The sequence below is a fragment of the Polaromonas sp. P3_C2 genome, assembly GCF_056402675.1.
Map to the genome: position 1 here is coordinate 1 of NZ_JBFUGX010000266.1, position 5,524 is coordinate 5,524.

Consider the following 5,524-nt stretch of genomic DNA (forward strand, 5'->3'; position numbering starts at 1 on the left):
CGGCAACTGAGCGCGCTCTGTGCTGAGATAAAGAGCATCCGGCCGGACTTGCTGATTTGCGTGGACCACGAAGGCGGCCGCGTGCAGCGCTTCAGGACGGATGGTTTTACCCACCTGCCGCCTATGCGCGCGCTGGRCTCGCTGTGGATGAAGGACCAGCTTGCGGCCACCAACGCCGCCACCGCCTGTGGCTACGTGCTGGGTGCCGAGTTGYGCGCTTGCGGCGTTGATTTCAGTTTCACGCCGGTGTTGGACCTCGATTGGGGTGAAAGCGGGGTCATCGGCGACCGCGCCTTTGGCCGCGACCCGCGCGTGGTCACGCTGCTGGCCAAAAGCCTGATGCACGGCCTGCTGCAGGCGGGTATGGCCAATTGCGGCAAGCACTTCCCCGGCCATGGTTTCGTCAAGRCCGACTCCCATACCGACATCCCGGTCGACAAACGCAGCCTGAAAGCCATCCTGGCCGACGACGCCGCGCCTTATGAGTGGCTGAACACCACGCTCACCAGCGTGATGCCGGCACATGTGATTTACCCCAAGGTGGACGCCAGGCCGGCAGGTTTTTCGGAAAAGTGGCTGACTTACATCCTGCGCGGCCAGCTGGGTTTTGGCGGCGCGATTTTCAGCGACGACCTGAGCATGGCCGGCGCACGCCTCATTGACGGCAAGGAAGTCAGCTACACCGAGGCTGCTGTCACGGCGCTGAACGCCGGCTGCGACATGGTCCTGCTGTGCAACCAGTCGGTGGGGGAGGGCAAACCGGTGGACGAACTGCTGGACGGCATGGCCGAGGCGCTGCTCAAGGGCCAGTGGGAAGCGCTGGAGTCCAGCGAGCTGCGCCGGCTGGACCTGCTGCCCGCCACCCCAGCCCACGAATGGGACGAACTGATGCTGCACCCGGCGTATATGCACGCGATGGGGCYGATTCCCTGAGATGCGTTTGCCGGAGATGCTATTAAATGAATAGCTGATGGCGCAAGACTGTATTGGGTTTCAGGCCTTTTCCTTGTAAATTTGACCGATTCGAAACCCGCACGGACGGCTGTGGCCACACCGCAGTGGGGTCAGGCTGAAGGCCACTCCAGCCGGCCCACCGCATCCATATGCGTCAGGTACACCCGCAGGTCAAATTCATACTGGTGGTAGCGCGGCTCCATATGGGTGCAGAGCTGGTAAAAAGCCTTGTCGTGCGCTTTTTCCTTGATGTGGGCCAGTTCGTGCACCGCAATCATCCGCAAAAACTCTTCCGGCACTTCCCTGAACAGCGTTGCCACCCGGATTTCACGCTTGGCTTTAAGTTTGCTGCCCTGGACCCTGGAAACAGTGGTGTGTGTGCCCAGCGCATGGGCAATCACGTGCAGCTTGCTGTCAAAAGCGACTTTGGAAAGCGGCTCCGAGCTGCGTAAAAACTCGCTTTTGAGTCCCATCACGTAGTCGTACAGGGCCTTGTCCGTCCGCACGCCATGGGCAAGGGGGTATTTGGCAAGCAGCACCTCACCCAGCCGGCCCTGCGCCAGCAGCTGCTGCACCTGGGTCTGCAGACTGTCGGGGTAGCCGAGAAGGTATTTCAATAGCACCCCCGTCCAGGCTCACTGCGTGTAGCCTGTTCCCCCCTCAAGGGGGCGGCGCCAGCGGTCTGGCAAAGCCAGTCCCGCGGCCCCTGCTGGTGTGGAATCGGGGATGGCGAAGTGCGCGATCGTGGGCTAAACCTCACGTCGCAGCGCGGGGAAGAGAATCACATCACGGATGCTGGGGCTGTCGGTCAGCAGCATCATCAGCCGGTCTATGCCGACGCCGCAGCCGCCGGTCGGCGGCATGCCGTACTCCAGCGCGCGGATGAAGTCGTGGTCATAAAACATGGCTTCGTCGTCACCACTGTCCTTGGCTGCTACCTGGGCGTTAAAGCGCGCGGCCTGCTCTTCAGCGTCATTAAGCTCACTGAAACCATTGCCGAATTCGCGGCCGGTGATGTAGAGCTCAAAGCGCTCTGTCACCTCCGGACGGCTGTCGTTGGCGCGTGCCAGCGGGGAGATTTCGGTCGGGTGCTCCATGATGAAGGTCGGCTGCCAGAGCTTTTCTTCCACCGTTTCCTCAAAATAAAGCACCTGCAGGCTGGCCAGCGAACGGGTCGAGAGGCGGTCTTTTTCTTCGCTCATGCCGAGCTTCTTGAGGGCGTTCGTCAGCCAGGCCGCATCGTCCACATGCTTGCCGGCCTCGGTGTGCTTGAGGATGGCTTCACGGATCGTCAGGCGTTCAAAGGGCTTGCTCAGATCAATTGGTCCCCCGAGCCGGCCGGTTCCATAGTTCAGCTCGAGCGACCCGCAAACTTTTTGTGCCACGTCACGGATCAGCGCTTCGGTAAACGTCATCAGGTCCGAGTAATTCCACCAGGCGGCGTAGAACTCCATCATGGTGAACTCGGGGTTGTGGCGGACGCTGATGCCTTCGTTGCGGTAGCTGCGGTTGATCTCAAAAACACGCTCGAAACCGCCGACGATGAGGCGCTTGAGGTAGAGCTCAGGCGCGATGCGCAAAAACATCTCCTGGTCCAGCGCGTTGTGGTGCGTCTTGAACGGCTTGGCATTGGCGCCGCCCGGGATGGGGTGCAGCATGGGGGTTTCGACTTCAAGGAAATCGTTTGCGACCATGAATTCACGGATGCTGCTGACCGCCTTGCTGCGCGCCATGAACCGTTTGCGCGCCTCCGCATCCATGATCAGGTCGACATAACGCTGGCGGTATTTGACTTCCTGGTCGGCCATGCCGTGGAATTTGTCGGGTAGGGGGCGCAGGCTTTTGGTGACCAGGCGCAGGCTGGTCGCATGGATCGAAAGTTCACCGGTCCGCGTCCGGAACACTGTGCCGGTCGCCTCGACGATGTCGCCCAGGTCCCAGTGCTTGAAGGCGCTGTGGACTTCCTCGCCGACGCCCTCATTGTTGATATAGAGCTGGATGCGGCCGCCGGTAGGGCCGAACGAAGCATCCTGCAGCGTCGCAAAGCTCGCCTTGCCCATCACGCGCTTGAGCATCATGCGGCCTGCGACATGAACCTTGATCGCCAGCGGCTCGAGTTCCTCGTTGGTCTTGTCGCTGTACTTTTCGAAAACCTCTGCCGCCCGGTGCGTCGGCTTGACGTCGTTGGGGAAGGCGACGCCCCGGCCTTCGGCCTGCCGTTGGCGCATGGCCTTGAGCTTTTCGCGGCGTTCGGCGATCAGCTGGTTCTCGTCTTGGGCAGGGGGCACGGTGTTGTTATCGGACATGGTCAGAAGGTGTGAAAACGATCGGGGGCGCTGCCAAAGCCGGTTTGCAGCTGTTGCGGACAAAGCGCCAAACCGTTGATTTTAGTTTTTTAAGTGGCTGGTTTCCCCATTCAGGGCCGGCTGCCCCTATTTAAGCCTTGATAATCCCGCCTATGTACCTGCGCGCCGGCGTTTTTTCCCTGGGTTTGCTCATGGCCAGCCGCCTGCTCGGCCTCCTGCGGGAATCGGCCCAGGCCGCTGCTTTTGGCGCCACCGGACTTGGCGATGCGGTGATTGTGATGTTCACCCTGCCGGACTTGCTGGTCGGCATATTGTTCAGCGGCGCCCTGGGTTACGTGTTGTTGCCGGAATGGGCGCGCCAAACGCCTGCGCAACAGGATGCCAGCCAGAAAAAAGTCGCACGGGCGCTGCTCGGCACTGGTCTTGTACTGGCTTTGCTGATCTGGTTACTTCGGGGTGCGCTGTCCCATGCGCTTGCACCTGGCCTGCGCGGCGAAATGGCCATCCTTGGCCGTGACTCGCTGGCCTGGAGCGCCGCCGTGCTGCCGCTGGCCATGCTGGCCGCGCTCTGGGTAACGCGATTGCAGCATGAACGGGATTTCGTAGGCATGTACAGCGGCAATCTTGTGGTCAACCTGCTGCTGGTTCTTGCGCTGTTCCTGGCGCCGCAAAACAGCGGAGATCGAACTGTCTTTATCCTGGGCTGCTTCCTTGTGCTGGCGATGGTCGCGCGCCTCGGCTGGCTGGCCTGGCGGCTTCCGCAGGCTGCGCCGACTGGTCCGGCGGCGATGGCTATGCCGGCCCCGCCTGCTGCGGGCATATGGATCTGGGCCGGCCTGTCTTCGGGCCTGCTGCTGCTGTTGCCCCTGATGGGGCGCAGCCTGGCGTCCCAGGCCGGGGAGGGGGCCCTCGCAGACTTTAATTACGCCTGGAAGCTGGTGGAGTTGCCGCTGGTGCTCGCGGTGCAGCTCGTGGCCAGTCTGGCTTTTCCGGCAATCACCCGCACCGAAGTAGGCTCTGCGGAACGCGACAGGGCTTTGCAAATTGCCTTTCTCCTGGCCTGGACCCTGGCTTGCGCAGCGATCGCCGTGGTGGGCAGCTTTTCGCTGCCGCTTGCCCAACTGCTGTTTGGCTGGGGCCGCATGGATGCCGGGCATCTGGAAGTTATTGCGCGCTGGGGGGCCATCGGTATCTGGTCACTGCTGCCACAGGCTTTGATCGCCGTATTGCTGACAGTCATGGCTGCATCGGGGCATATGCACCGCGCAGTCTGGGCTTATGTCGCCGGCCTGACTGCGCTCGCCGTTGCAGCTTGGTCCGGGCTTGCCGGAGGCGCGCTTGTGATGGGGGCGCTCAATGCCGTACTGGCGGGCATCACACTCGCCATGTTATTTACCGAGCGCGAGCAGCTTCACCGGGCGCTGCCGTGGCGTGCCATGCTTGCCCCGTTGGCCGCTTGCCTGCTTCTGGTCGTGGCCAGTCGCTGGTTTGGCCGCTGGAATTTTCTGCCCAGCGCGCTGGCAGCCAGCTTTTTTGCGGTAGTGGTGCTGGCCAGCGCGCTGCTGGCCAGCCCTTTGCTGCGCAGTTTTCTGGGCCGCCAGCCGTTGGCCGTGCCGCAGGCCGGCGGGCAATAATGGCTTATTCCTCTTTCGTTCCATGATTGACTTACTGACCATTACCAACCAGCCGGAGCTGGCGAAACGCTGTGACCGGATGCCGGCCATGCGGCTGTTTGTGGACCTTGAACGCAATGGCAAGGCCGAGCGCCAGGCCGGGCGCAACACTTTCATCAGTACGCACCAGATTGACGATGTGGGCCGTGTCAAGGCAGTTTTACGGCATTCGCGTCTCATGGTTCGCGTCAATCCATACCGGCTCGATCAGCCGGCTGCAGCCCGTGCGGAGGTCGATGCTGTGCTTGCGCAAGGGGCCGACCTGCTGATGCTTCCGATGTTTTCGACCGCGCAGGAATTGCGGAGCTTCTGCGAAATCGTCGATGGCCGTGTGCCGGTAGTGCCCCTGCTCGAAACCGTGGGTGCGCTCGAATCGCTCGAGCAATGGCTGGACACGCCGGGGCTTGGAGAGGTCTTCGTCGGCCTGAATGACCTGCACTTGGCGATGGGCTGCCGCTTCATGTTCGAGCCGTTGGCCCAGGGCCATGTTGACCGCGTAGCGGCAGCGGCAAGGCGGCGGGGTTTACCGATGGGCTTTGGCGGGATCGCCCGCGCAGACGAGGGCTCACTTCCCGGCCGCGATGTTATGGG

5 protein-coding genes are annotated in these 5,524 nt (G+C 62.1%); 3 read left to right on the forward strand and 2 right to left on the reverse strand.

Annotated elements, in window-relative coordinates; all coding sequences use genetic code 11:
- A partial coding sequence (gene nagZ, locus AC1DWI_RS12435) for a beta-N-acetylhexosaminidase (protein ID WP_477724931.1) occupies positions 1-933 on the forward strand: 933 nt, incomplete at its 5' end.
- A 131-nt stretch (positions 934-1,064) separates the two neighbouring features.
- On the opposite strand, the gene AC1DWI_RS12440 is transcribed toward nagZ, so the two are convergent.
- Positions 1,065-1,571, reverse strand: coding sequence for a YgjP-like metallopeptidase domain-containing protein (locus AC1DWI_RS12440; protein ID WP_477671327.1), 507 nt, complete (start codon positions 1,569-1,571; stop codon positions 1,065-1,067).
- 132 nt (positions 1,572-1,703) lie between these two features.
- Complete coding sequence (gene lysS, locus AC1DWI_RS12445) at positions 1,704-3,260, reverse strand: lysine--tRNA ligase (RefSeq protein ID WP_477671328.1); 1,557 nt, start codon at positions 3,258-3,260, stop codon at positions 1,704-1,706.
- Between the two features lie 152 nt (positions 3,261-3,412).
- Here lysS and AC1DWI_RS12450 point away from each other — a divergent pair, with 152 nt between their 5' ends.
- Positions 3,413-4,894, forward strand: a complete 1,482-nt coding sequence (locus tag AC1DWI_RS12450) for a lipid II flippase MurJ (protein ID WP_477671329.1) — start codon at positions 3,413-3,415, stop codon at positions 4,892-4,894.
- 22 nt (positions 4,895-4,916) lie between these two features.
- Positions 4,917-5,524, forward strand: a 608-nt coding sequence (locus AC1DWI_RS12455; RefSeq protein WP_477724932.1) for an aldolase/citrate lyase family protein, incomplete at its 3' end; no start/stop codon positions are given.